The sequence below is a fragment of the uncultured Butyricimonas sp. genome, from assembly GCF_959596855.1.
Classification (GTDB): domain Bacteria; phylum Bacteroidota; class Bacteroidia; order Bacteroidales; family Marinifilaceae; genus Butyricimonas; species Butyricimonas muris.
The window spans coordinates 83,946-109,261 of the sequence record NZ_CAUFYA010000007.1 but is presented as its reverse complement, the minus strand read 5'-3'; the positions used below and the strand labels follow the sequence as shown (position 1 = coordinate 109,261).

Annotated in this window: 23 protein-coding genes; 15 read left to right on the top strand and 8 right to left on the bottom strand. The window is 49.8% G+C overall.

Translation table 11 applies throughout. The annotated features are described in order from the left end of the window. Positions 1-7: 7 nt before the first annotated feature. The 10 genes from atpB (at position 8) to Q5866_RS05015 (ending at position 8,953) form a co-directional block, all read left to right on the top strand. Complete coding sequence (atpB, locus tag Q5866_RS05060) at positions 8-1,132, top strand: F0F1 ATP synthase subunit A (protein ID WP_303179253.1); 1,125 nt, start codon at positions 8-10, stop codon at positions 1,130-1,132. Positions 1,133-1,172: 40 nt separating this feature from the next. After that, complete coding sequence (atpE, locus tag Q5866_RS05055; RefSeq protein ID WP_099292981.1) at positions 1,173-1,430, top strand: ATP synthase F0 subunit C; 258 nt, start codon at positions 1,173-1,175, stop codon at positions 1,428-1,430. Between the two features lie 9 nt (positions 1,431-1,439). Next, positions 1,440-1,937, top strand: a complete 498-nt coding sequence (gene atpF / locus Q5866_RS05050; RefSeq protein WP_303179251.1) for a F0F1 ATP synthase subunit B — start codon at positions 1,440-1,442, stop codon at positions 1,935-1,937. Between the two features lie 11 nt (positions 1,938-1,948). Further along, positions 1,949-2,500, top strand: coding sequence for an ATP synthase F1 subunit delta (gene atpH / locus Q5866_RS05045; protein ID WP_099292977.1), 552 nt, complete (start codon positions 1,949-1,951; stop codon positions 2,498-2,500). Between the two features lie 101 nt (positions 2,501-2,601). Beyond that, positions 2,602-4,179, top strand: a complete 1,578-nt coding sequence (gene atpA, locus Q5866_RS05040; RefSeq protein ID WP_099292975.1) for a F0F1 ATP synthase subunit alpha — start codon at positions 2,602-2,604, stop codon at positions 4,177-4,179. 186 nt (positions 4,180-4,365) lie between these two features. Next, positions 4,366-5,238, top strand: a complete 873-nt coding sequence (gene atpG, locus Q5866_RS05035; protein ID WP_099292973.1) for an ATP synthase F1 subunit gamma — start codon at positions 4,366-4,368, stop codon at positions 5,236-5,238. 49 nt (positions 5,239-5,287) lie between these two features. Then, entirely contained in the window at positions 5,288-7,153 is a 1,866-nt protein-coding gene (locus Q5866_RS05030; protein WP_099292971.1) for an SLC13 family permease, read from the top strand. Positions 7,154-7,235: 82 nt separating this feature from the next. Continuing rightward, positions 7,236-8,147 (top strand): transporter, encoded by a 912-nt coding sequence (locus Q5866_RS05025; protein WP_186975752.1) that lies wholly within the window; start codon positions 7,236-7,238, stop codon positions 8,145-8,147. 85 nt (positions 8,148-8,232) lie between these two features. Further along, on the top strand, positions 8,233-8,712 hold the full coding sequence (locus tag Q5866_RS05020; RefSeq protein ID WP_099292967.1) for a DUF2007 domain-containing protein: 480 nt from the start codon (positions 8,233-8,235) through the stop codon (positions 8,710-8,712). Then, positions 8,684-8,953 carry a hypothetical protein gene (locus Q5866_RS05015; protein ID WP_099292965.1) on the top strand — a complete coding sequence of 90 codons (270 nt, stop codon included), beginning with the start codon at positions 8,684-8,686 and terminating at the stop codon, positions 8,951-8,953. Before Q5866_RS05020 ends, Q5866_RS05015 begins: the two co-directional genes overlap by 29 nt. An 11-nt stretch (positions 8,954-8,964) precedes the next feature. Here the strand turns inward: Q5866_RS05015 and Q5866_RS05010 are convergent, their stop codons facing one another. From Q5866_RS05010 to Q5866_RS05000, 3 genes are all read right to left on the bottom strand, one after another. Beyond that, positions 8,965-9,903 carry a DMT family transporter gene (locus Q5866_RS05010; RefSeq protein WP_186975751.1) on the bottom strand — a complete coding sequence of 313 codons (939 nt, stop codon included), beginning with the start codon at positions 9,901-9,903 and terminating at the stop codon, positions 8,965-8,967. Between the two features lie 212 nt (positions 9,904-10,115). Beyond that, positions 10,116-11,378 carry a sensor histidine kinase KdpD gene (locus tag Q5866_RS05005; RefSeq protein WP_186975750.1) on the bottom strand — a complete coding sequence of 421 codons (1,263 nt, stop codon included), beginning with the start codon at positions 11,376-11,378 and terminating at the stop codon, positions 10,116-10,118. Between the two features lie 201 nt (positions 11,379-11,579). Next, complete coding sequence (locus Q5866_RS05000; protein ID WP_099292959.1) at positions 11,580-11,846, bottom strand: GNAT family N-acetyltransferase; 267 nt, start codon at positions 11,844-11,846, stop codon at positions 11,580-11,582. A gap of 193 nt (positions 11,847-12,039) precedes the next feature. Between Q5866_RS05000 and Q5866_RS04995 the strand changes: the two genes are divergently transcribed. Further along, positions 12,040-14,304 carry a cation:proton antiporter gene (locus Q5866_RS04995; RefSeq protein WP_303179230.1) on the top strand — a complete coding sequence of 755 codons (2,265 nt, stop codon included), beginning with the start codon at positions 12,040-12,042 and terminating at the stop codon, positions 14,302-14,304. Here Q5866_RS04995 and Q5866_RS04990 read toward each other — a convergent pair. After that, positions 14,301-15,461 carry a DUF6051 family protein gene (locus tag Q5866_RS04990; protein WP_303179229.1) on the bottom strand — a complete coding sequence of 387 codons (1,161 nt, stop codon included), beginning with the start codon at positions 15,459-15,461 and terminating at the stop codon, positions 14,301-14,303. The two genes, Q5866_RS04995 and Q5866_RS04990, sit on opposite strands and share 4 nt — an antisense overlap. A gap of 181 nt (positions 15,462-15,642) precedes the next feature. On the opposite strand from Q5866_RS04990, the gene Q5866_RS04985 reads away from it, so the two are divergent. Together Q5866_RS04985 and Q5866_RS04980 are read left to right on the top strand one after the other, a co-directional pair. Further along, entirely contained in the window at positions 15,643-16,491 is an 849-nt protein-coding gene (locus Q5866_RS04985) for a LytTR family DNA-binding domain-containing protein (RefSeq protein ID WP_186975748.1), read from the top strand. A gap of 126 nt (positions 16,492-16,617) precedes the next feature. Continuing rightward, complete coding sequence (locus tag Q5866_RS04980; protein WP_186975837.1) at positions 16,618-17,256, top strand: vancomycin high temperature exclusion protein; 639 nt, start codon at positions 16,618-16,620, stop codon at positions 17,254-17,256. Between the two features lie 318 nt (positions 17,257-17,574). Here the strand turns inward: Q5866_RS04980 and Q5866_RS04975 are convergent, their stop codons facing one another. The 4 genes from Q5866_RS04975 to Q5866_RS04960 form a co-directional block, all read right to left on the bottom strand. Then, positions 17,575-19,140, bottom strand: coding sequence for an ATP-binding protein (locus tag Q5866_RS04975; protein WP_099292953.1), 1,566 nt, complete (start codon positions 19,138-19,140; stop codon positions 17,575-17,577). Positions 19,141-19,561: 421 nt separating this feature from the next. After that, positions 19,562-20,227 (bottom strand): hypothetical protein, encoded by a 666-nt coding sequence (locus Q5866_RS04970; protein WP_186975746.1) that lies wholly within the window; start codon positions 20,225-20,227, stop codon positions 19,562-19,564. An 81-nt stretch (positions 20,228-20,308) separates the two neighbouring features. Then, positions 20,309-21,679, bottom strand: a complete 1,371-nt coding sequence (locus Q5866_RS04965; RefSeq protein WP_303179226.1) for a hypothetical protein — start codon at positions 21,677-21,679, stop codon at positions 20,309-20,311. Between the two features lie 13 nt (positions 21,680-21,692). Beyond that, the gene (locus Q5866_RS04960; RefSeq protein ID WP_303179225.1) at positions 21,693-22,811 is read right to left on the bottom strand and encodes a DUF3575 domain-containing protein; all 1,119 of its coding nucleotides are present in this window, start codon (positions 22,809-22,811) and stop codon (positions 21,693-21,695) included. 248 nt (positions 22,812-23,059) lie between these two features. On the opposite strand from Q5866_RS04960, the gene Q5866_RS04955 reads away from it, so the two are divergent. Together Q5866_RS04955 and Q5866_RS04950 are read left to right on the top strand one after the other, a co-directional pair. After that, on the top strand, positions 23,060-24,205 hold the full coding sequence (locus Q5866_RS04955; protein ID WP_227215604.1) for an AraC family transcriptional regulator: 1,146 nt from the start codon (positions 23,060-23,062) through the stop codon (positions 24,203-24,205). A 167-nt stretch (positions 24,206-24,372) separates the two neighbouring features. Next, complete coding sequence (locus Q5866_RS04950) at positions 24,373-25,305, top strand: AraC family transcriptional regulator (RefSeq protein ID WP_255723115.1); 933 nt, start codon at positions 24,373-24,375, stop codon at positions 25,303-25,305. Positions 25,306-25,316 lie beyond the last annotated feature (11 nt).

The following is a 25,316-nucleotide window of genomic DNA, read 5'->3' as shown; positions in this document are numbered from 1 at the left end:
TAAACGAATGAAAGGTTATGCAAGACATATATTGACGGTATTCTTTTCGCTGACGGTGGCTTTGAACGTGTCCGCGCGGGAGGTTGTTGCCGTGAATGATACTCTGACAACGGAAGATGAAATTGTTGCTCGGGTGGATTCGCTGGGGCAGGAAGTCGAGGAAGAAGCGAAAGCGTTTAACCCGAAAGAAACCATTTTCGAGCATCTTGGTGATGAATACGGTTGGAATATCGTGGGGCGTGTGACTCTTCCATTGCCAGTGATTGTTAGGGGAATAGACGGAAGTTGGCACGTGTTCAGTTCCACGCGTCTGGAGGACGGGAAGGAATACGAGGGATTTTATATCGCCCGCGAGGGAACTCACGAGGGGAAGATTGTCGCCACGGACGCGACGGGAAACGTGTATCGTCCGTATGATTTCTCTATCACGAAAAACGCATTTTCTATCATGATAAGCGCTTTGATTACCATGTTAATCGCCTTTTCGTTGGTGCGTTATTACCGGAAAAACAAATACAAAGCCCCTAGAAAGGGTGTCGGTTCAATCGAGATGGTCGTGGAGATGTTGTACAAAGAGGTTATCGTGAGCGTGTTGGGAAAAGAGGCGAGAAAATATGCGCCTTATCTGCTGACATTGTTTTTCTTTATATTCATCTCTAACTTGATGGGGTTGGTCGCGTTCTTCCCGGGTGGAGCGAATGTGATGGGGAATATGTCTATCACGCTTGTACTGGCAGTTTGTACCTTTGTCGTGGTGAACGTGTCGGGAACAAAGGAATACTGGAAAGAGATTTTCTGGCCGGATGTACCGTTCGCGTTGAAATGTCCGGTGCCCTTGTTGCCGATAATCGAGATTTTCGGGGTGTTCACGAAACCTATCGCTCTTATGATTCGTCTTTTCGCGAATATGCTGGGAGGACACTTGATTGTGCTGGTATTGATTTCGTTGATATTCATGTTCGGCGTGATGGGGCAGGTGGTTGTCGGGGTGACAACGATATTCTCGGTACTGTTCGCGGTGTTTATGAACTTGATACACGTGCTGATAGGATTTATTCAAGCGTACGTGTTTATGTTACTGTCGACGATATTTATCGGGTTAGCGAGAGTGAAGCGATTGAGTGATTTATAATAGAATAATTTGAATCAATAAATCTAAAATAAATAAGGTTATGGAAAGTTTAATTTTATTGGAAGCCGCGGTAGCCGGAATGAGTCTGGCAAAGATAGGTGCTTGTGTTGGTGCGGGTATAGCCGCTATTGGTGCCGGTATCGGTATTGGTAAGATCGGTTCTTCTGCTATGGACGCTATTGCCCGTCAGCCGGAAGAAACGAATAACATCAGAACGAATATGATTGTGATTGCCGCGTTGATAGAGGGTGTTGCCCTTTTCGCGATTATCGTTTGTTTATTAGCATTGTTTGTATAAAAAGAAGCTATGTCATTGTTTACACCGGAATTCGGATTAGTGTTTTGGATGCTGGTTGTCTTCTTGATTCTTTTCGGCATCTTGGCAAAATACGCTTGGCCTGCCATTGTCCGTATGTTGGACGAACGGGCGGACTTTATCGATAAAGGCGTGGTTTATGCTCAAGAAGCGAAGGAAGACCGGGAGAAGGCACAGGCAGATGTCAAGACGTTGCTGGCGGAAGCGCACAAGCAACAATTGGACGTGCTGCAGCAGACAGAACGACTGAAACGGGAGATGATAGCGGATGCACGCAAGGCAGCGGAGAACGAGGCGCAACGGGTGAGAGAAGCTGCCAACTTATCAATAGAGCAGGCGAAAAGAGAAGCGGAACGGCAATTACGGGTACAAGTGGCATCTTTGTCTTTGCAGATAGCAGAGAAGGTGATGCGGAAAGATCTGTCTTCCGATAAGGCTCAAACGGAGATTATCGGTAAGCTGTTGGACGAGCTTGAAAATAAAGAGTAAAGGAGGAAGGTATGGACGAAGGATTGATTGCTCGTAGATACGCGAAGGCTCTGCTTCGATACTCGCAAGAACTGGGTGCTGCCGATTTGGTTTACGAGAAGATGAAATTATTCGAGATAAACTATATCGCTCACCCCGATTTGCAAAAGGCTTTGTTGAATCCGTTGTTGTCACCCGGGGATAAGGAGATGCTTCTTTCCACGGCTATCGGAATCGAGCCGGGAGAAGCGTATATCAAGGGGATTCGTTTGTTGATAAAGAATCACCGGGAGATGTATGTAAGACAAATCTGTCTGATGTTCCAAAAACTCTACCGGGAGGCTTACGGCATCATCCGGGTGAAGATTACCACCGCGGTGGAATTGTCGAAGGAGGCTCTGGAACAAATAGAGGATTACGTGAAACGTCGCTATGCCTCGAAAAAGATAGAATTTGTCCATAAAGTTGATTCGACGATTATCGGTGGTTTCGTGTTACAGATCGGTACGGAGCAATTAGATGCCTCGTTGATGAAGGAACTGAAGGAGATAGGAGTAGGGTTAGGACTGGAAGAGAATTATTGACTCGGTAATTCCGTGATTCAATAATTGACGATTCAGCGATTATAAGAAATTTGGAAAGTCATTTTCAATTTTCAATTTGAAATTTTCAATTGTATAAATTTATGTTGAAAGCGAATGAAATATCGGATATATTAGAGATGCAGCTCAAGGAGGTGGATACTCGAATGGTTTTTGAAGAAGTGGGTAGAGTGATGGAAGTAGGTGACGGGGTTGCCCATGTCTTCGGGTTGGATAATGTTCGGGCAAACGAGTTGCTCGAATTTGAGAACGGGGTTCGGGGAGTCGCTATGAACTTGGAGGAGGACAACGTGGGTGTGATTCTGATGAATGCCGGTGACCGCGTGAAAGAGAATTACACGGTGAAGCGTACCGGGAACATCGCTTCCATCAAGGTGGGAGAAGGTTTGCTCGGGCGGGTGATTAATACTTTGGGTGATCCGATCGACGGGGTTGGTGCGATTCAGGGTGATTTAATGCAGTTGCCGTTGGAACGTAAGGCTCCGGGGGTAATCTATCGTCAACCGGTGAAAGAACCTTTGCAGACAGGTATCAAGGCTATCGACTCTATGGTGCCTATCGGACGCGGGCAGCGGGAGCTGATTATCGGTGATAGACAGACGGGGAAGACCTCTATCGCGGTGGATACGATATTGAACCAAAAAAGGTATTTTGACAAAGGTGATCCGGTTTATTGTATTTACGTGGCTATCGGGCAAAAAGCATCCTCTGTGGCTATGCTCGTGAACACGTTGCAGGAGCGGGGTGCCATGGAATACACGGTCGTGGTGGCGGCAAACGCCTCTGATTCGGCAGCCATGCGGTATTATGCGCCGTTTGCCGGGGCAACCATTGGCGAGTATTTCCGGGATAGCGGACGTAATGCACTTGTGATATATGACGACCTTTCCAAGCAGGCGGTAGCTTACCGGGAGATATCTTTGATTTTGCGTCGTCCGTCAGGTCGTGAGGCTTATCCGGGTGATATTTTCTACCTGCATTCCCGTTTGTTGGAAAGAGCCGCGCGTATTATTTCCAGCGATGAGATGGCACTGACGATGAATGATCTGCCGGAAAACTTGAAACCGATGGTGAAAGGGGGCGGTTCGTTGACAGCCTTACCGATTATCGAGACACAGGCGGGCGACGTATCGGCATATATTCCCACGAACGTGATCTCTATCACGGACGGTCAGATATTTCTTGAAGCCAGTTTGTTTAACGAGGGTATGCGTCCGGCAATTAACGTGGGTATTTCGGTATCCCGTGTCGGTGGTAACGCTCAGTTAAAGGCCATGAAAAAGATAGCCGGAACGCTGAAGATCGATCAGGCACAATACCGGGAACTGGAATCGTTCTCCAAATTCGGCGGTGATATGGATTCCGTGACGGAAATGGTGATAGACAAAGGGCGTAAGAACGCACAATTGTTGATACAACCCCAACATTCCCCGATGCCCGTGGAGGAAGAAATTGCTGTCATATATTGCGGTACCCAAGGATTGTTACGGAACGTGGCAATAAAACATATTGCCGAATTTGAAAAAATGTTTTTAGAAATCTTGCGTTCCAGATACCAAAAGGAGATTCTTGAACCGTTGAGTAAGGGTATGCTGGATGAAAATATTTCCAAGCTACTGGAAGAAGTTGCCGGGGATGTGGCACAAACGTTTAATGATTAGAGTTCATAAAGTTTGTAAAGTTCATAAAGTTTATAAAGTAACGGGTGTCCTTCGGACAAGGTTTAATGGCAGCGTGAACTGCCGTAAACAAAGCCCGCGGGTTCCAAAATCTTATGAACTTTACAACCTTACAAACCTTACAAACCTTATGAACTTTATAAACCTTATAAACCTTATAAACTGACTATGGCATCTACACGTGAATTGAAAGGAAGGATTAGTTCGGTACACTCTTCTCAGAAGATTACCGGGGCGATGAAGATGATTTCATCGGCAAGGTTGAGAAAGTCCGAAAACGCGTTGAATAACGCCCGACCTTACATGGAACAGTTACAGAATATATTGGATCATATCGCGGCGCAGACATGTGACTATCAGTCCCCGTTAAGCCAAGAGAGAACGGTGCAACGGGTGGCTGTTGTCATTTTTGCCGCTAACGAGGGATTATGCGGGGCTTTTAACCTGACACAGTACAAGAAGTTGTTGGAAACCCTGAACGAGTACAGTACTCAAGTGAAATCGCCGATACAGGTGTATCCCATAGGTAGAAAGATCGTGAATGAGGTGAAGCGGACGGCAGGGGTGGAAACGATGGAAATACCCGAGTTTTTCGAGGCGAAACAGTATGCTGACGGGTGTACGGCCTTGGCGGACGAGTTGATCCGACGTTTTATGGCAAAAGAAATTGATAGGGTAGACGTGATATACTCTCATTACAAGAGTATGGGCACGCAGATCGTCACCCGCGTGCAGTTGCTCCCGTGGGTGCCGCGGGAAACAAATGTTCTCTCCGGAAAGGAACAGAACACAGTTTATATCTACGAGCCTAATTGTGAAGAGATTCTGGAAACGGTGTACCCCTTGGTAATTCATTCCATCATGTATCGCTATTTGTTGGAAAACCAAACTTCGGAACAGGCATCCCGGATACTTTCCATGCAAATGGCAAATGATAACGCTATCAAGCTGTTGAAAGGTCTGCAACTGGAATATAATAAACTCCGGCAACAGAACATCACGGCAGAATTAATGGACATAGTGGGAGGCTCGCTAGAGTAATTTTAAATATTAATATTAAAGAAACATAATGATACAAACTTGATAAAACATGACTGTAACCCTGATTATTTTAGCTTTATCCGCGTTCTTTTTTGTAAATGGTAAGATAAGATCTGATGTCGTTGCGCTTTGTGCTTTAGTTCTTTTGATTCTGTTCAATATATTGACACCGGAAGAGGCTCTTTCCGGTTTCTCCAATTCAATCGTGATCATGATGATCGGGTTATTTGTCGTCGGGGGTGCGATATTTCAGACCGGATTGGCTAAGATGATCAGTAGTAAGATATTGAAACTCGCGGGGGATAGCGAGTTAAAACTTTTTATCCTCATTATGCTGGTGACTGCCGCTATCGGTGCTTTCGTGAGTAATACCGGAACCGTGGCGCTCATGCTTCCTATCGTCGTGAGTATGGCGGTAAGTGCCAAAGTGAGTCCCAGTCGTTATTTGATGCCGTTGGCGTTTGCCAGTAGCATGGGAGGTATGGCAACCTTGATTGGTACACCGCCGAACTTGGTGATTCAAAACGCCTTATTAGGAGCCGGATACGAGGGGTTATCCTTTTTCTCTTTTACCCCCGTGGGTATTATTTGCGTATTCGTGGGTATTATCGTGTTGATTCCGTTAAGTAAGATATTTCTTGTAAAGAAAGATGAGAAAAAGATAGAGAAAAAAGCGAGAAATAAATCGGTTAAAGATTTAGCTTACGAGTATCAGATCGCGCAAAACCTGTTTCGGGTAGGGGTGAAGAAAAACTCTTTGTTTTGTGGCAAGACGTTGGTCGAATTGAATATCACGGGAAAATATAACTTGACTATTCTGGAAATACGGCGAGAATCCAACACGCAAAATCCTTTCATGAAAACCATAGACCAGAGATTGGCGGGTCCGGATACGGCGTTGCAGGAGGGGGATGTCCTCTATGTGCTGGGACAATTCGCGCAAGTGGAAGTATTGGTCGGGGAGAATCATTTGGATTTGTTGGATACGCATACCGCCGAAGTTTCCGATAAACATGTCAAACAAGATGTGAACTTCGGGGAGATGGGGATTGCCGAGGTGTTATTGATGCCGAATTCGCAGTTGATAAACCGGGCTGTCAAAGATTCCGGTTTCCGGGAGAAATACCGTGTCAATGTCTTGGGTATTCAACGGGGCGGGAAATACATATTACAGGATTTGAAAGACGAGAAAATGCACTCCGGTGATGCCTTGCTGGTTCAAGGTACGTGGCAGGATATTGCTCGTTTGAACGAGATGCAGTCCGAGTGGGTGGTGGTGGGTCAGCCGCTGGCAGAAGCTGCCAAGGTTACGCTGGACCACAAAGCACCTGTCGCGGCGGCAATCATGCTTCTGATGATTGTGGCTATGGTTTTCGATTCTATCCCGATTCCACCCGTGGCGGCGGTAATCGTGGCAGCCTTGTTAATGGTATTGACCGGATGTCTTCGTAACGTGGAGGATGCCTATAAAACGATAAACTGGGAGAGTATCGTGTTGATAGCAGCCATGTTGCCCATGTCGCTTGCCTTGGAGAAGACGGGGGCTTCGTCCGTGATTTCTTCCGGATTAGTGAATTCTTTAGGTGGTTTCGGTCCTGTTATCCTTTTGGCGGGTATTTATTTCACCACATCATTGTTGACCATGTTTATCAGTAACACGGCAACGGCAGTGCTTTTAGCCCCTATTGCCATGCAGGCAGCCATAAACACGGGGGTGAGCCCTTATCCGTTCCTCTTTGCCGTCACGGTTGCCGCGAGCATGTGTTTTGCTTCCCCGTTCTCCACGCCGCCTAATGCTTTGGTGATGTCTGCCGGGAAATACACGTTTATGGATTACGTGAAAGTGGGATTACCGCTTCAGATTATCATGGGAATCGTCATGATATTCATATTGCCTTTGTTATTTCCATTTTAGTGTGAAAGGGGTAGAAATTTATGATTTTTTGATTGATAATTGCTAAATTCATTGTTCCTTTGCAGGGTAAAAACCGATAGACGTGCTGGAACGATTAAGATCATGGATGTTGCCGTTGGCTATGTTGGGTGGGGGTATATTTTACTCCTTCTTTAATTTGTTTGCTTTTCTGACACCTTATTTGATTTCCGTGATGTTGCTGATCACCTGTTGTCGCTTGTCGATACGGGAGATGCGGTTTACTCGCTTGCATGCATGGATGTTGATGGTACAAGTTTTCGGCAGCGTGATCGTGTATGGTGTCCTATGCTATTTCGATCGGGTGTTGGCGGAGGCGATGATGATATGCGTGTTGGCTCCCACGGCGGTTGCGGCGGCGGTGATCACGGGGATGCTTGGTGGAAGCGTGCCTTGTCTGGCAACCTACACGCTGGCAAGCAATCTTTGCGTGGCAATCGTGGCTCCGGTCATGTTCTCGTTGGTTGGGGTGCGGGACGGGGTGTCGTTCGGTCAGTCGGTTTGGTATATTTGCACTCAGGTGGGACCTTTGTTGCTTTTACCTCTTGCCGGGGCTTGGGTGTTGGAGTATTTTGTTCCTTCCGTGCACAAAATATTGCGTGCCCGCCAGAGTATTTCGTTTTACCTGTGGAGTTTGAGTCTGACGATCGTGACGGGGAGAACGGTGTTTTTTATCATGCAGCAGGATAGTAAGGACTACGGGGCGGAGATTCTGATGGCTATCGCTGCTCTGGTGCTTTGCATCGCGCAATTCGCTCTCGGGCGCCGGATCGGGAAAAAATATGGTGAAACGATCGCGGGGGGACAAGGACTCGGGCAAAAAAACACGATTCTCGCTATCTGGATGGCACAGGTGTACCTGTCGCCTCTCTCTTCCATAGGTCCGGCGGCGTATGTTCTGTGGCAAAATAGTATTAATGCTTTTCAATTATATCGTAAGAGAAATACAGCGGGTGGCGTGAAAGACGAACGATGATAATTAGTGAAAGGTTTGGAATTCTCCTAAAATTATAATAAATTGCAATCATAATATCGCGAATCAGCGATAAATACATGATATCATGAATAATTGGACTATAATAAAGACTTTCGTTTATCCACAAGATGCTTATATGGCAAAGGCATACCTAGAGTCGGCAGGAGTAGATACATTATTGCAGGACGAGCTGACAGCTCAAGTAAATAATTTCTATTCTAATGCGATTGGTGGTGTGAAGTTGTGGGTGCGGGACGAACATTTGTCGGAAGGGGTGAAGTTGTTGCAAGAGGGGGGATATATTACTTCGGTCGATTTGGTGCAAGAAGATGAGGTATGGATTGTTGAAGCGGATAAAACCACGGATAGGACGTGTTGTCCCTTTTGTGGCTCTTCTAATATTGGTGTAAAGAAATCTCCCGACGTGATCATGATTGTGATATACTTCTTGTTGTCGGCGTTGTTCCCGATATTCAAGTCGGTGAATAAATGCTTTGATTGTGATAAGGTGTGGAAATTTAAAAAGAAAAGAAATCATGGAAGAAGTGGAAATCCCGGAAATTGACAGAGAAGGTTTGGAAGAAGAAGCAAAGGCTATATTCCCGAACGAGGAAAAAAGAAAATTGTACGTGGATATCTTGGTGAAGAGTGTGGAGGAAGCCAAGGCATTAACTAATCTTGTGTCCTTGATGGTAGAGTACCCGGAGATCGTGACTAACGCTGACTCTCGACGGAAAATGCACGAGGCGCTTGAGGCGCATCGCGAGAAAATGGGCGAACTTGAAAAGAAGGTGAAGAAATTGTGACATTTAGAGTTTTAACTTTGAACTCTAAGCTCTTTTACTTGCTTCTTCGTTTTCTTGTTAATAAGAATAAATCCAATAACGATCAGTACGAGGGCGATCGGGTCGTGCCAAGAGAATTTCTGTAAGCCGATAGCGATAGAAACGATAGCCCCCGTGATAGGGAGTAAATATATATACGCGCTTTCCACGAATGGGGTAATGTACACCAAGGCTTTCAGACTCAAGAAGTAAGCGAGCATCGTGGAGAACACGAGCGTGAATCCCAGTTCCAACCAGATGTGTGTCGGTGCGACGGACGTGAATATCGGTGCGTTCAAGACTTGATGAATACCGAACGGAAACGTGATAATCATGGCGGCCAGACTCATCCACCGCATAACGATGACGGAATTGAACTTTTGTGTATAAGGTTTTATTAAAATCAGGTACAAGGCATTAAACACGGAAGATACGAAGATAAGAACGTCACCCGTGACCGAATCCTTGACCGCTCCGGCATGGGGAGTTATGGATACATACACCGTCCCGGCAAGGCCGAGTATGATACCGATTGCCTTATACCAGTTAAAAGAGGCATGTAACAGAAGCACGGCAAGACCGATCACGATGATCGGCTGGGTGGTACGGATCACGAAAGCATCCACTGGACCGGTCATGTTCAATCCGTTGATATAAAGTAATAAATTCCCACCGATGCCGAGTACACCCCCGAGCATCATCATTAGAATGTCTTTTTTTGTCGGTTTCGCTTGTCCTTTTGTCGGAAGAAACAACGAGATCAGCCAGAATCCCGCGGCCATCATGGTACAGCGGAGTAACACGAGCCCGTGGGGTCCTATCCACGAGGGCATAAGGATCTTCATGAAGTTCGTGTTGAAACTGTATATGATGATTGTAGACAAGACCATAAGATGCCCTATGATCTCTTTGGGCTTACCGGTTGTTTCCATTCTTTTCTATTTTCCGTGATAAACGGAAACCGGAAGAAGAAAGTTACAGAGTAAGGTCCATAAAGTCCGTAAAGTCCGTAAGGTCTATAAAGTCACGGGCGTCCTTCGGACTGAGTTTAACGGCAACATTGCTGCCGTGGACAAAGCGCCCCGCAGGGCTCCATAGACTTTACTGACCTTATGGACTTTATGGACCTTGCTGACCTTATGGACTACTTGCACAAGTCAAGAGCCGCGTCTCCGGCGGGAATCGGGTCCCGTTTGATAGAAAAGTGGAAACGTGTTCCCCGTCCCTCGGATGAGGTGAACTGTATCGTTCCGCCCATAGCCTCGATGTATGCTTTGCAGATTGATAATCCAAGTCCCGTACCTTCCGTGAAGGTGTTCGCCTTGTAGAACCTCTCGAAAAGATTGGCATGAATCTTCGAGGGCATCCCTTTTCCGGTATCCTCTACCACGAAGTTGATCGTGTTTTGCTCCTTGTTCAGGGAATAACTCAGGCGGATGTGTCCCTTGTTCGTGAACTTCTGGGCATTCGATAAAAGGTTTACGATCACTTGGTACAACTTCTGCTGGTCGGTGTAGACGAGCAGGTCCGGGGTGTCGCCTTCCAAGTATAACTCCACGTTCGGGTGCGTGTTGTTCATGCGCATTAACAGAATATCTTGACAAAACTCGTGCAGGCAGAACGTGGTCATTTGAAGCTCTATCTTGTGTGCGTCGATTCTTGCCAGTCGCAACACGTCGTTTGCCATATGCGACAACTGGTCGGAATGTTCATAGATAAGATTCATGTACTCGTTGCGCTGGTTCTCGGTCAGCGTCTTGTCGGTGCTGACCAGATTTGCCCAACCCAATATACAATTCAACTGATCGTTGATATCGTTACCCAGTTTTTCCAGAAACGAGAATTTCGATTTCTCTATACGTCCCGTCTTGTCCAGTGCGTCCTGCAATCTGATCTGGGCTTGTTTCAGTTCCGTGATATCATGAATGGTGATCAACATTTCCGGGCGACAGTTCATATCCATGTACGATCCTGACACGGAGACATTGCACTTTATTGACTTCTTCTCCGATACGCGCAGGCTGACAACGGCTTCTAAATTCGAGAAGTCCTTCCTCATGCGGAATGCTTCCGTGATCGCTTGCCGGATGGGGCAGGTCTGACAAAGTTCCCCGTTCCCGCATCCTTTCTCGAAAGAGTTGACACACTGGAGTAATTCACCTACTCTTTTTTTTCGGTTATCGTCCCGTGTATCAGTCACGGTGTAATAATTTGTTTTCTCCACGATAAAATCCTTGTCGATAACTAGGATATACGCTTTAATATGTTGCAGGATAAAATCAAATAACGCTCCCGATGCCTCGATCTCTTGCCCTCTTTTACTGCTCATCGTCCTTGCTCTCATGTACAAGCAGAAGAGTAATAAAATAACGCCGCTTAATATTGTAATGATAATACAACTATTCATACTACACGCTTCTAAATTCACCACAAAGTTTGTTATAATTTACCGATGTTCCAAAGCATAGATTTAAAATTTCTATCTTTTTAAGAAAATCGTTTCCGCGAAACAGTCCCTTGGTAGCTTGATTTTCGAATTGGCATATTGATAATCACCTTGATCCTGTATAGAAACCAAGCCGGGATAAGTATTGTTACCAGACGAATTTTAGAGCAAATCCTCGTATTCCTTGTGTCGTGCCACGTAAGCGCGAGCGAAAGGACACGTGATAATTACTTTCAACTTCTTTTCTCTGGCATAATCCAGCGCCTGCTTTACTAGCGCCGAGCCGTAACCTTTGCTTTGCAAGGGCTTCGGGACGAATGTATGTACTATGTTGATTCCCCCGTCAAAGGGTTTGTATTCCACAACGGCCGTTTTGCCGTTATCTTGAATTTCGAACAGATGCATCTGTTCATTGTGCTTGATTTCCATATCCGAGTGTTTTGAGTTTATATCTATTGGAGTATACGATATACTTTCCAACACAGTTTCAGTTTTATTAAAAAATAACGAATACCTTCATTTTCAATTCTCCATTATTTTGAAACGTCTTTTCCTCTTTCATCGTATTAATTTTATGAATATATTTGTATTCTTCATCAATTTAACCATTAAATAGTAAATAATGTCTCATTTACCGACTTTGATAACCGACCTCGCGCTCATTCTTGTATCGGCGGGGATTATTACCCTTTTGTTTAAATGGCTCAAACAACCCCTTGTGTTGGGGTATATCGTGGCGGGACTTCTCGCGGGCCCTTACGTGCATGTTTTTCCCACGGTGGGGGATATCGAGAATATTAATATCTGGGCGGAAATCGGGGTAGTATTCCTGCTTTTCGCGCTAGGACTGGAGTTTAGTTTCAAGAAGTTGGTGAACGTGGGTTCGACAGCGTTTATCACGGCGATCACGGAGGTGGTCACGATGCTGATTATCGGATATCTCGTGGGCTATATGCTGGGGTGGTCAACGATGAACAGCATTTTCCTCGGGGGGATGTTATCAATGTCTTCCACGACGATTATCATCAAGGCATTTGACGATCTGGGTTTACGTAGCCAGCGATTCACGGGGATTGTGTTCGGGACGCTCGTCGTCGAAGATCTGGTGGCAATATTGATGATGGTGTTGCTTTCCACCATGGCGGTCAGCCAGCAATTCGCGGGAGAGGAACTCATCATGAGCGTCTTTAAAGTAATCTTCTTCCTTGTCCTCTGGTTCCTGATCGGGATATTTATCATTCCTTTGATATTGAAAAAAGTCAAGAAGTTGATGAACGACGAGACATTATTGGTCGTCGCTCTCGGTCTGTGCCTCGGTCTGGTGGTGCTGGCAACGGAAACGGGATTCTCTGCCGCTCTCGGGGCTTTTATCATGGGTTCCATACTGGCGGAAACAGTGGAGGCGGAGCGTATCGAGCATATTATCAAACCGGTGAAAGACTTGTTCGGGGCTATCTTTTTCGTTTCCGTGGGAATGTTGGTCGATCCGGCGATACTCGTGGAATACGCGTGGCCGGTAGCGATCATCACGCTGGTGACCATTGTCGGTAAAGCTTGCTTCTCGACGTTCGGCGTCCTCTTGTCGGGACAAACGCTGAAGACTTCCGTTAAATCCGGGTTCAGCCTCGCGCAGATCGGGGAATTTGCCTTTATCATCGCCTCGTTGGGCGTGTCGCTGAAAGTTCTCGATGATTACGTTTACCCGATCATTGTTGCCGTTTCCGTGATCACGACTTTCACGACGCCTTATTTTATCCGGCTCGCGGATCCTTTTGCTGACTGGTTGTACCGGGTGTTGCCCGATCGTACCTGCAACTTCCTCGATCGCTATTCTTCCGGCGCGAAGACAATCAATCACGAGAGCGATTGGAAAAAACTGTTGAAAAGCTTTCTTGGGCGCCTCTCGATATTCAGTATATTACTGACCGCTGTCTTCTTGCTCTCTACACACGGGATATACCCGTTGATGACAGATCAATTCCCCGACTCGCCCGTGCTCGACAACGTGGTTACCGTCGTGTTGACATTGGTACTGATGGCGCCGTTTCTTATCGCGCTCGTGTCAAACAAGTACAATTCGCGCGAATTATTCATGAGTCTTTGGAATGATAGTAAATACAACCGGGGACGGCTGGTGTCGATGGTGCTTTTCCGGGTATTCGTGGCGACGTTTTTCGTGTCACTCGTGTTGATCAGGTATTTCCATATCCAGTACGGTATCGTGATTATCATTGCCCTTGGGATACTGGCGTTATTCCTTGTTTTTCGGCGTGACTTGAATCAGTATGCCAGATTGGAGAAACGTTTTCTGTTGAATCTGAACCAGCGGGAGGAAGCGGCACGCCGTCGTAATCCCCTACGTGCAAGTTTCAAGCGGAAATTGAGTGACAAAGATATTCACCTCACCGCTATTACCGTGTCGCCCAATTCCCCCTATGCCGGACTTTCCCTCGGGGAAATCTCTTTCCGAAAGACTTTCGGTGTCAGCGTGGTGGAAATTATTCGGGGCGACCACAAGATCAATATCCCCGATAACACGGAACGTGTTTACCCGCAAGATCGCCTCGTTGTCGTGGGAAGCGACGAGCAAATCCAACGTTTTTCCGCGGAGGTGGAACGAATGCAGGAGGAAAACCGTGACGGTATTCACGAGGAAGAGGTCACCTTGCAATCCTTCACCGTGGAACCCGATTTTCCTTTTCTTGAGCAGACTCTGGCGGAATCACACGTCGGCAATCGCTACAACTGCGTGATCGTGGGAGTCGAACGGGACGATAATGCCATCATGAACCCGAACGGTCACACGATCTTCAAGGAAGGTGATCTCGTGTGGGTTGTCGGTGAACGCGACAATATCCGGGATATGATAGCGGGGAAAGAGAGTTAAAGGAAGTTCGCCGCTCGACTGAAAACTCCTTCAAAGGCTTGGTGCAACATTTCCGGCGTGGCTCCCGTGTTTGTCGGGAAGGGGTTCTGGTGCGAGTACTCGTAGGGGAAATCCAGTTGTTCCAGAATCTTTCCGGCGTTTTTCGCGCCGAGGGCTTCCACTACACCCCGCGTAGGCATAACGGTATCTTTCGCGAGGCTGATAATCCGGATACGGTTTTGAGCCTGTTCAAAGAATGATTCCCGGTAATCCTGCATGATTTCGGGGCGAATCATGGCTTTGAACGCTTTTTCCATGAAATCTTCCTCGTAAAGCACGGGTAACATACGGTGTGCTTCGCCCGGTACGAGAAAATCATTCATAAAATAATCTTTCACCTTTCTGTATGCTTCCCGATCCATGATATCCCGTGCGCTTCCGTCCATTCGGCTGAATATCGAACCGCCGCAAAACAGGAACAGGCGGCAGTCGTCCAGCAGTCGGTCGGGATTGGCTAACATCAGTATTTGCGAGAGGAAAGCACCGATCGAGTAAGCAAAAATGTTTACCGGGGTATCCCGCTTGAACAGGGGGTGCTGTCCCGTCTTGATCTCCGTGAGCAATTGCCATAGGTTGAACATGGATTCCTTACCCGAGATAAAGAAACGGAGCGGGGCATCCGACAGGCGGTAACTCAGCGCGACGTTCACGAACGTAGAGTTGTCGAGATGTTCCACTTCTTGCTTCCGTCGTGTTACCCACGACATCAGTGCCCGCGGGTTATACCATGTGCCCGGCGTGCGGTTCATGTGAAAAGCGATAGGGAAAAGAATGACGGCTTTACCCGTGGCGAGTGCAAGGTATTCCGCCCACGTCAGGTACTTGTCCCAGTTCCGTTCGTTCAGCCCGTGCAGCAGCAGGATGGCTTTGTCAATTTTCTTTGTTCCGCGAGGGGTGAAGACAGTGTACGAGAAACTTTTATTCTCTTGGATGTTATTGTCCGGAACGGGACAAAATTCACAGGGGGGTATCAATTGCTGGAATTGCTCGATCTCCTTCACCCCGGTGTTCTGGATGAAATGATACGGGTGTATTTCCAACGGTCTGTCGTCTATTTCTACCTTTTTATCGTAAGAGAAAATAGCTTTTAATTGTTTGGTTCTGGTGATGATTTCCATGGTGTTGTGTTTATAGCTTAATGCAAAAAAACGACACAATTCCGGGTTTTCAAAATCAAAGGTATGTACCCCGGGGGAAAGGGACGAAAAACGATATTCAGGGATAAAATTCAGGTATGAGGGGTAAATTTTATGACGGGAAAAGTGTATCTTTGTTTGAAATTTACAAAAAAAGAGAGAGATGAATGCGTTGACACGTAAAATACCCACGTTTCATTACGAGAAATCGAACTTGCTACGTTTAGTGTTATTCACGGCTGTATTTGACTTGATTTTTATCAATCTCTATAAGCCGTTTAGTTCCCTGACGTGGTATCCCGTGTCGGAGTTCAAGTTTTTCCTTTTCTCCAGTCTTGTCATTCTCACGGGGGTACTGGTGGTCGCGGTGAGTCGTCTTATCATGTATTATTACACGAAACGTCATGCGCTCAATTACCTGCAATATGCCGGTTGGATTGCAGCCGAGGTCTTTTTCATGTCGCTTTTTTATACTACCTATTCCATGTATCTGCGACCGGAGCGCGAGGTGATGGAAATATTCGCGGAATCGACCGAGAACACTTTTCTTGTTTTGCTTTTGCCTTACGCCATGTTGATGCTTTATTTCTCGTGGCGGGACAAGGTACAAAAGTTGCGGATGATAGAGAATGATAAAAACGACATGGGAGGAACTTCCGCGGTGATCTCGTTTCTTGATGCGAACGGAGAGTTGCGTTTGTCCGTGAAACGCGGAAATTTATTGTATATCGAGTCTGCGGATAATTACGTGCGTGTCTGGTATTTGAACAAGGGTGTTGTCACGAGTTTCATGCTACGGAACACGTTGAAAGCCATGGAAGAAACCTTCGAGGGAACGAATATCCTGCGTTGCCATCGTTCTTACATGGTCAATTTCGAGCAGGTGAAAGTGATTCGCAGGGAGAAAGACGGTATTTATCTGGAATTTGGCGTCGAGAAAGTACCCGATATCCCGATTTCTAAAACGTATAGCGAGAAAGTGACACATTGGTTCATGTGTTATTCATCATAATTCGTTGGAAAGTCGTATCTTTGTAGAGGAGAAGTTAAGATTATGACACCTAAGGGGAGAAAAGATTTAACAGTTTCGGACGGAAGCGTGAAGCGGAAATTGGGGTCACGGAAATGGAGAAAAATCGTGAAACGGGTTTTCGTGTATGGTATCGTTTTGCCCCTTTTGCTTTGTTGTATGGGGATACTCTTTTGTAATTACCGGATAACGTGTTATGCCAAAGGTCGGGTATTCACGGACACGGCATCAATCCCTTGTAACAAGGTGGGATTATTGCTTGGGACTTCCCCCCGGTTAAAGGGTGGGCGGAGTAACCCGTATTTCGACAACCGCATCAACGCGGCAGTGGCGTTATATAACGCGGGAAAGGTAAAATATATACTGATCAGTGGGGATAACCGCCGGCACAACTACAATGAACCTCAAGCCATGAAAGATTCGCTGTTGAGAAGAGGTGTTCCGAAAGAGGTGCTTGTGTTGGATTTCGCGGGACTGCGTACGCTCGATTCCGTGGTGCGTTCCAAGGAGATATTCGGGCAGGATAGTATCACCGTGATTTCCCAGCAATTTCATAACGAACGGGCTATATTTCTGGCTCATCATTATGAAATGGAAGCGATCGGGTACAATGCCGAAGATGTCGGAACCCAAGAAGGTTTCAAGACACAAGTACGCGAATTGTTTGCCCGGGTAAAGGTGTATGTCGATTTCTTCACGAACAAGCAACCCCGCCATTTAGGAGAGAAGATCGAGATTCCGGAATAAGTTTATAAAGTTCATAAACCCGAAGCGACAGGTTCTATTCGCCTTCGGCGAGTTGCAGGTTGCAAGTTGCATTTGCCACAAGCGGCAAGTTACAAGTTACTTTTCTCGAGTTCTAGTTTGTATTCCAACTCATCCTCTGTTTATAGAGGAAACCGGCGAGTAAGCGAGGGCAATAGGGAAGCTTGCTTCCTGATTGCCGAGCGTGAGCTGGTTCGAGACCGGCTTCCGGGCTCACTTGGACGCGAAGCGGACGGAGGAGTTTAATCTAAAATCATCAATCAAGCAATCGTAAATCACCAAATCAATAAGATTACTGAATCAACAAGTCCACTTCCCGATATTACGTTCTTCCGCGTTGAATTCCACGCCCACCTTGACGGTTTTCCGGCTGTCGGCGGAGTAGGGGATGAGGTATCCCCGATCGTCGATTTGGGCGAGGGCTTCCTCGGCGGAGCCGTCGAGTTTGAACTCGAAGACATATATGTATAGCGAGGTTTTCACCACGGCGTCCGCCCGTCCTCGGGCACTGCGTACCTCGGCGTCGGTGAATTGTCCCATTAACTTGAATACAAGGTAGAACACCACTTGATAATGCCGTTCCGTCTTGGCGTTTAACTCGTAAGGAAAATCGGCGAAGAACGCCCGCAGTCGTGTCATGAAGGCATTGACATCCCCTTTTTCCAGTTCCTGCACGAATTTGCCGATATAAAAATCCGTTTCGCTTCCCGGTATGGCGGAGTAAAACGGGGCGACAAAATTCAGGAACCCGTACTTCACCTCCTCGTTGGGGAACCCGAGAGTGTACGTCTGGAAACGCTTGTCATATCCCTTTATCGTCAGGTAACCGCTCTGGTAGATCATCGGCACGGGATTCTTCACGTCGGCACGGTCGTCGGTGAGCGACGAGGCGGTTACCTCGATGCCGTCCAGTTCCTGCAAGTCGAAATCCGTCTGCTGCAGCATGCGTGCCAGAAACGTCGGCGTACCCGTTGCGAACCAGTAGTTCTGGAACAAACGTTTCTCCATCACGCTCAACAGGCTGAACGGGTTGAACACGTTCGGCACGTCACCGCTACTGAAATGATAGCCGTCGTAGCGGCGGGTTAATTCCTCTATCATCTCCTCGCGTGTCCCCCCGTGGTATGCCACCAACCGGTCTATTTCCGGCGCGAAGTTCGCCTCTATCTCGGAGAGTGTCAACCCGCAAAGCGTGGCATAATCCAAGTCGAGGCTGATATCGGAGAGTTGGTTGAGATTGCTGAATATCCCCATCTGCGCGAACTTCGTCACCCCCGTGATGAAGATGAAACGCAACCACGGGTCGGCGGTTTTTAACACTGAATAAAATGCCGTCAGTATCGAGCGGTATTGTTCCTGCAACTCAGGGTTATCGAAGCTGTTGAGCAGCGGCTTGTCGTACTCGTCTATGAGCACCACTACCCCCCGCCCCGTCCGGGCGTGTGCCGCCTTGATTACCTCCAAGAAACGAATGGAACGCGTCGGTCCCGGTATACTGACCCCGTACTCCCGTTCCCATTCCCCGAGGCGGTATTCCAGCATCTTGTCGAGTTCCTCCACGGTCTGGTATTGCCCTGCGTTCAGGTCGAGATGCAGCACGGCGTGAGTCGCCCATTCCGTCTCCAGCCGCTCGACGGCAAGCCCCTCGAAAAGCTCGCGCTTGCCTAGGAAGTACGCTTCCAGCGTCGAGAGCAAAAGACTCTTCCCGAAGCGCCGCGGGCGGCTCAGGAAATAGGGGGTTGGCGTACTGGCAAGGCGGTACACCAGTTCCGTCTTGTCCACGTACACGAAACCTTCCCGGCGGAGTTTCTCGAAACTCTGTATGCCGATAGGCATCTTCCGGAGATGGGATAACGTTTGGTTCATGGTCTTTTTTTTTACCTTTGGCAAGTTGCAGGTTATATTCGCCTTCGGCGAGTTACAGGTTGCAAGTTACATTTGCCTTCGGCAGGTTACAAGTTCAATTTGTTTTATTCGTTATCACAAAGGTAGGGATAACAATTGAAAATTGAAAGTTGAAAATTGAAAATGTTCTATTCGCCTTCGGCGAGTTGCAGGTTGCAAGTTGTATTTGCCTTCGGCAAGTTGCAAGTTACTTTTCTTGCGTTAAGGCTGTATTCCAACTCTTCCTCTGTTTATAGAGGAAACCGGCGAGTAAGCGAGGGCAATAGGGAAGCTTGCTTCCTGATTGCCGAGCGTGAGCTGGTTCGAGACCGGCTTCCGGGCTCACTTGGACGCAAAGCTGACGGAGGAGTTTAATCTAAAATCTAAAATCATAAATCATAAATCACCGAATCGTCAGGCTCATCGAATCGGTCGTTACTTCCAAATGTTGGCTTTCCGAAAATTCCGTTCTCTCGGGGTTGCAGAAGAAGGGGTAGAGGTGGATTTTCCGGGGTTGCTTGTCGTTGAGGACGATGGAGATGCCGCAACTGGCGCGGGTGACGCCGCTGTCGGCGACGAGCATGGGTTTGCCGGGTTTGTTGTCGAAGAGGACGCCGACGAGTAGCGGGTCGTGGGGAGAGCAATGGGGGGAGCGGCGGTTGTCCTGCCACGTGATGGTGATGGTGTTGCCGTCGGCGCGAGCCTCGAGGTTCCACGGCAGGCTTCTCGGCCCGAAGCTGAAACGGAAGAGGTGGAAACACGCCACGACGCGTCCTATCAACTTGTCGTGGTTCATGTGGAACATGAGGTTGTCGCCCGTGCGTCCTGCCCAGTAGAGGGTGGCGGCGGTTGCCCATGCCGGGTAGTCCGCCATCGTCCGGGCGAAAGCGGCGCCGAACTTCCTTGCCTTGCCGAATACCTCGTTCGTGCGTTCCTGCTCGGGATGCTTGGGTCCGGTATGCTTCCGGTTGTGCTTCGGTCGGAGTACCCAGTTGCCCAGTCGTTTGAAACCGATGATGTTGCGTAAGTTTACCCGCCGGATGGAGAAAAAGTCAAAGATCGTTTTCATGGTGTGTGGTTTATTTGTTACTAACTCGAGATTGGTTTCAGCCTGTGCCGGATTTGTCCGGTAGCCGTGTACCTTGTTGCTTTATTCCCCCGCAGGTTCGTGCCAATGCACTCGGATTTCGGGGAGGGAGTCCATCACCATCAGCCCCGCCGAGGCGGTCAGCTCATCCACCGGAACCCCCGCCAGCAGTGCCACCATGCCTTGCCCGGCGGCGCGGCTCAGCTGCGAGAGGTAGTAGTGCGTGATGTCGGCGGTGTATATTCCGTCCTTGGCATACGTCGGGGAGGCATCCGTCAGGATGGCGTCCACCGGTTTCCCCTCCGCGTCGGTCACCGCGGCCTTCACGCGGTTGTCGCCGTCCGTTTCGTAGAGGCGCACGGCGGCAGGCAGCGGGTAAGGCGTATTGGTCATCTCCTCTTTGACTTCCTCTTCCTCTTCCCCTTCCACGGGCGGTGTCGTGTACCATCCCGGCTGCCGGACATGCCACCGGATTTCCACCTTCGCCGGTGTGCGTCCCTCCGCTTGTCCCGGAAGCGCGTCCGGCAATTCCATCCGCACCATGTACCCGCCCGCGCCGCACACCACTGCCTGCCCGTCGGGGTATCCCTGCCGGGCGGCATCGGCAAACGGCAGGGCGTCCGTCTGCTGTTGGAGTACGCTATAAAGCGTCCCCGCCGCATTGTTGACTATACTCATAAACATACACGGGGCATCCTCCGCCGCGCCCGTGACAAAGGAGCAGCTCCGGGCAGTGCCGCCGCCGTCGTGCCAGTGGAGGGTGATGCCCATGCCGCCTGCCGAGGGGTCGAGGGTGGAGATACAGGTGTTCAACGGGTCGGCCATCACGACCAGCCCTTTCAAATATTCCCGAAACTTGGCGGCATCCCCCATCACGCTGTTCTCGGCAGCGAGCATGGCGAGCATCTCCCGCCCGAGGGCGTCGGCCTTGTCGAGCCGGAAACGCAGAACGGGCGGCACTCTCCCCGCTCCGGGCCAAAACGTGAACGAACCCAAAGGTTCAGCCTCGTGCAGGACAGTGGCAGTGTTGAAGACCGGGGCGGACGGGGGAAGTTCCCGCAGGCGGTAGAGGTGGATTTGCTGCAACAAGGTTGTATCTCCCCACACCGTCCCGCCGCCGCGGGCGAAAAAGGTGAGTGAATCGTACACGTGGTCTGCCCGCACCTCCGCGCCGGAAGGAGGCGAGAGGGTGAAATAGGGCGTCGCTCTCGTCACCCCCGTGATATCGTCCGTCTGTCCCAACAGCAGCATCCGGGGGGAAGAGGTCGCGAAGGAGTCGCGCTTTACGGTCAGTGCCGGAAGTTCCTCCGTCACGACGGTGACCTTCACGGGAGGCTCCGGGTCGTGAATCGGGTCTTTCACGTCGCAAGCGGCGAGCAACAGGATTGCCGCCGGGACGAGAAGTGATGTAATCGTAATTTTCATATCTTTCATTCGTGTATTTGTTCTACTTGTTCCTTCCGGTAGTCCACACGAGGCTGATTCCTGCTTGTGTCGGTCCCCAGAAATTCTTTGTTTTCCCTCTTTCCTTGTACCGTCGTGTTCCTTCAACTGCGTCGAACGTGTCGTGGTCGAAGCGCGTGTAGCCCAGTCCGAGATTGAAGTCGATGGAGAAGCAGCGCGAGAGATAGAGCTGGTAGCCCGTTGTCACGCCCGCGCTCCACGTCGTGCCTTGGTAGCCGGTGTCTTTCGACAGGAAGCTGCCTATCGGGTACTTGTATATATTGTACTCGCCGTAGCTGCCCGATACTCCCGCGTAGAAGCGTTTGCCGTCGAGCAGGTACCACCTTGCTTCGGGGTTGAGCAGCCATACCTTCTGCACCTTGCCGCGGTCGCCGTTCCACCGCGCGAGGCTGCCGTCGAGCCGTATGCCGACATGGCGGTTCACGCGCCACTCCGCTCCCAGTGCGGGAAGCAGCAAGGCGTCGTGCAGCAGGTTCGTCCGTATGGCGAAGCGGTACAGGCGTGCCGGGGATTCCGGTTCCGCTGGTGGCGCGGGTGCAACTGCCTTCGCGGGTGCGTTTTCCGTTATCGTTTCTTCGACCGTCACCGTTTTCTTTTCTGTCGTTTTTTTCTCCGCGGCGGCGGGTGGAGCCTCTTCCTTCGGCTTCTCCGCCACGGGCAGGGGTGCCGCTTTTGCCGGGACGCGGAGGGTCATGATTACCGCGTCCCGGTTGCCGTCGCGAGCGACGGCGCGGTTAGTGGTTATGAAGTTTTCTTCCTTGAGTCCCCGGCGCGTGATGAGTTCCGACTTCATGCGGTTGGCGCGGACGCGTGCCATGTCGAGGTTTTCCCGTTCGGAGGGGAGGGAGGCACAGTAGCTGTCCACGGCGAGAGGCATGCTGCCGTCGGCTATCCGCGCGCGGTATTCGTCCACGAGCGAGAGCAGGCGGCGGAGTTCCGCCTCGTTGCCCCGGAGGAAAAACATATCGTTGCCCGGCAGGAAGCGGAAAGTGACGACGGAATCTGCCGCCACTCTGTCCGCCCCCCGGGCGGGCGGTGTACCGGAAACCGGCATGCCCGCTATCAAAAAGAGTAGGATCTTAGTTAGTCGAGAAAGTTTCATAAAGCTGTTATTTATATATAAGTATTTTGTCGATTTACCGGAATGGCACCGCGTGCGGTGGTTCGTGAATGTAAAACTAGGTAAAAATGAAATCCGCCGGGAGACAATTCAACAAAATATTGCTTGCCAAATCGTAATAGGGGTATTTTTTTCACTTGCCAAATCGTAATTCCGTGCAAAAAGGTAAAAAACGTACTATTTCGGGCTATGATAGTCGTTTTTTGACAAAAACGCGATATATTTGAAGCATGGATGTGTCTGCTGCCTACCCGATAGCCATGACGGTGCTCGTGCCCGTTTTCTCGGCGGTGTCCTGCGGGATACTCGCTCTTTTTTCCCTGCCGGACAGTTTGACCCCGGGGGAGAAAAAGTTGAAACGGGTGCTTCTGGTCTATCTTTCCCTGTCGGCACTCGGTTGGTACACGTTTTTTTGTTACGAGTTCCAGCCGGGACTGTTTGTCCTGCTGAACACGGTTTGCCTTTTGGGCTTCGTGCTCCCGTCGATATTCTTTTACCGCGTGATCCGTTACCTTACGCGACTGGGGTTGCCGGAGCGTTTCCCGCCGTGGCATTACCTTGCGCCCGGGGTGTTGGCGGGGGTGATGCTGGGGTGGTCGCTGTTCGTGCCCGGCGAGGTGCAGCTGGAAATCGTCACGGGCAAGGCGCTGGTGACGCCGCCGGGATACGGGGCGTACACCCGCTTTTTCACGATAAAGCCCTTGGCGCGGGTGATTTTCGGGTTGGTGTATTACGCGTTGACGATCGGGGTACTGGTACGTTATTATAAAAAGATGAGCGAGCGGGACACGCTGGCGCGTGCGCCGGCACGGTGGGTGATTTTCCTCGTGGCGATCTCCGTGGCGTCGTTGCTCTCGTCGCTGTTGCCTACCTTTATGCCGCGCGGTAAAATACTTTATTCCATCTGGACGAGCGTGGTGACGTTGAGCATCGCCGCGCAACACGTGTTGCTGACCTACCACGTGATACGGCGCGAGTACGTGCTTTACGCCGTGCCCGAACCGGAGGGAAAAGTGCCGGGGGACGCGGCTGAAAAGACGCCGCGCAGGCAACATTCCGGCAGTATGTCGCGGTTGAGGCTGGAAACGTATTTCGTGAAGGAGAAACCTTACCTGAACCCGGGTTACAAGATAACGGATCTGGTGGAGGCGCTGGACGTGAACCGGACGGTAATATCGGCGTTTATCAACCGCGAGTACGGGATGAATTTCAACCGCTACCTGAACCACTGGCGGTTGCGGGAGGTGGAACGGCTCCGCTCGCTGCCCGGCAACGAGGGCAAGAGCGAGAGCGCGTTGGTCAAACAAGCGGGATTCGGCGAGTACAGGCAGTACACCCGCGCCCTTGCCGCCGGGCGGGAAGGAGGGGAGCCATGATCGGGCGGGAGCTTGTCGAGGCGTTCGCTTTCACGGCGCCCGTCGTGTGCGCGCTGGTGTGCATGGTGATGGTGCTGCTGGACGCGCGGACACGGGGGCGAAGCCGGGAAGACCGCCAATTGCGCCTGTTTCTGGCGCTGGCGTATTTCGTTACCTCGCTGGGGTGGATGGGGTTGGTGTTTTACACGATTTATCCCCGTGTCTTCATCTATTATCACTCGGTGTTCCTGCTGACGCTGATGCTGGACCAAGTGCTGTTCTACCGTTTCGTCGCCATTCTCACGGGCACGGGAGAGTACCGGCGGTTCGGCCGCCTGCATCTGGCGATACCGCTCGGCATTGTGGCGGTTTCGGTGATTTTTGACTTCGCCGTACCCGTTAGCCTGCAGGCGGCGGTGGTCTACGGCGACGACGCGTCGGGGACGTGGTTCCGGGTGATGTATGCCATGACAACGCTCGTGTTCGTCGTTTACAATACCGTTTATCCCGCGTTGAGCTTGAGGAATATACGCCGTTACAAGCGATGTGTCGTGAATTACTCGTCAGACGCGCGTCGGTCGTCGCTCGGTTGGCTGGCGCTGATGCAGGCGTTGATACTGGTTTGCGTTCCGGTGCCGTTGGCGGGATTGTTATTTCGCGTTCCGGTTTTCGCCACCAATTATTTCGTGTGGCTGGGTGCGCTGCCGACCTTCGTGTTTTACTTGATATTGTGCTATAACCTGCTCGATGATAATTACGTTATTATCAGGCAGGATGCCGGGGAAGAGGAGTACCCGCCCGACAAATCGATACCTCCCGGCCGTGCGCGTTTCACGCGTTACATGCGGGAGAAAAAGCCTTATCTTAATCCCAAGCTGCGTATTACCGACCTCGCCGCCGGAATGCACACGAACCGCAGTTATCTCTCGGCGTTTATAAACAAGGAGTTCGGCATGAACTTTTGCCGTTTGATCAACCGCTATCGCCTCGCGCATCTCGAACGCCTCCGCCTTTCCCCCGACAACGCGGGCAAGAGTAAAATGGAACTGGTGATTATGGCGGGGTTCAGTAATTACAGGAGTTATCTGCGGGTGAAGGAGGAGGAGAGGCTTGTTAATTAGGTGATTTATGA